Origin of the sequence: Dolichospermum circinale AWQC131C (assembly GCF_000426905.1) — a bacterium.
Taxonomy (GTDB): domain Bacteria; phylum Cyanobacteriota; class Cyanobacteriia; order Cyanobacteriales; family Nostocaceae; genus Dolichospermum; species Dolichospermum circinale.
Map to the genome: position 1 here is coordinate 71,424 of NZ_KE384592.1, position 1,296 is coordinate 72,719.

The following is a 1,296-nucleotide window of genomic DNA, read 5'->3' on the forward strand; positions in this document are numbered from 1 at the left end:
CTTTCGGTGGTGTATCTGTCATGCAGCGAACTACTTACAGCAGTGCTTCGCTATCGGTCTAGTAATCGCTGGTGATGGTTGGGTGAGATGATGTGAACAGATACAGGTAATTACTTTAAAATAGCAAATTTTCAAAAGGATAAGAGGGAAGCATCAGCTAAATCTATCGGTAGATTAGCATATTTTTCCATTAATTGGATAATGCGTGGAGTATGGTGAGATTCTAAATTAAAAACTGTAAATAATTCTTGTTCCAGACTATTTAAAAAAGTAACTTGAGCTTGAACTCCTTTGCGAGTTAGCAAAAGATAACAGGTTTCTGTGACAACACACCATGTTGTAATTAAAGGTTCATTGTATTTTTTTAAAGCCTGTTTTGCTGTTTCGTGGTAGGTGTCTTTTTGATCAATAAGAGCTAACCAAAATCCTGTATCAACTATGATCATATTTATTGGGTAATGTATTAGATAAAACTTCTTTATATGTGGTTGATAAATTTTCTTCCACAGCACAACAACCAATTAATCCAATTTCATAAAATTTTTCATAGATGGTTTTTTCTTGATGATTTTCTGGTTGTGGATAACGTTTTTTGAGTAATTGAATAAAATCTAGTAGTAAGATTTGCGCTTCTTCAGGTAAGCTGTTAATTTCTTGAGATATTTCTGCAAGTTTGATATCCATAATTAATGCCTTTTTTGAATTATGTTATTACTATTATACTGCTTGACAAATATCTTCCCAATCTTGTGCAGTAATTTCTGTTGCATTTCCTGAATTTAATCCTTCTAAAAGCAGGGTTTGTAATTGTTCGTTTGCTTTGGAGTTTTTGGTCTTGTCGCACTAATTCCCGAAAATATTCACGCTTCGCTGCTGTAACCGCCTTGCGCTACTTTTCTATATAATCGCCCATGGTGTCAGGTAAGGAAATATTCATAAATTTCTTCTCGATTAAATTTGTAGTCTGGGGGAAGTGGGAAGGAGTAGTTATTAACTCGCGCTAAGAATTGCTGTATTTTCGATTCTTGAGAATCTATTGGTTGTGTAGATTCGCTGGGTTCGAGAATCATTATTTGTATGGTTTTACCTTCTAATTCGGAACTTAGTTTTTCATTCAAAATAAGTTGTCCGTTGGTACAGGTTGCTTGGATTATTTGCAGCATTATTAATTGTTGAAACTCCTAACTTGAGTTATTTGGCTATGATTTTATTATAATATATTGCTCACACTGCTTGACGAATATCTTCCCAATCTTGTGCTGTCATTTCTGTTGCATTTCCTGAGTTTAATCCTTC

General features: G+C 34.1%; 3 protein-coding genes. All 3 read right to left on the reverse strand.

Going from position 1 to position 1,296, the window contains the following annotated elements; translation table 11 throughout:
• Positions 1-131: 131 nt before the first annotated feature.
• The gene (locus ACIR131C_RS21800) at positions 132-446 is read right to left on the reverse strand and encodes a type II toxin-antitoxin system VapC family toxin (RefSeq protein ID WP_081677151.1); all 315 of its coding nucleotides are present in this window, start codon (positions 444-446) and stop codon (positions 132-134) included.
• Positions 433-684, reverse strand: a complete 252-nt coding sequence (locus tag ACIR131C_RS0103455) for a DUF2281 domain-containing protein (RefSeq protein ID WP_028089076.1) — start codon at positions 682-684, stop codon at positions 433-435. Before ACIR131C_RS0103455 ends, ACIR131C_RS21800 begins: the two co-directional genes overlap by 14 nt.
• A 233-nt stretch (positions 685-917) precedes the next feature.
• The gene (locus ACIR131C_RS0103460; RefSeq protein WP_028089077.1) at positions 918-1,163 is read right to left on the reverse strand and encodes a hypothetical protein; all 246 of its coding nucleotides are present in this window, start codon (positions 1,161-1,163) and stop codon (positions 918-920) included.
• Positions 1,164-1,296 lie beyond the last annotated feature (133 nt).

What these genes read in the sequence shown, in the direction of transcription:
- ACIR131C_RS0103460 (WP_028089077.1), bottom strand. Translation starts at nt 1,163, where the DNA reads ATGCTGCAAATAATCCAAGCAACCTGTACCAACGGACAACTTATTTTG.
- ACIR131C_RS0103455 (WP_028089076.1), bottom strand. Translation starts at nt 684, where the DNA reads ATGGATATCAAACTTGCAGAAATATCTCAAGAAATTAACAGCTTACCT.
- ACIR131C_RS21800 (WP_081677151.1), bottom strand. Translation starts at nt 446, where the DNA reads ATGATCATAGTTGATACAGGATTTTGGTTAGCTCTTATTGATCAAAAA.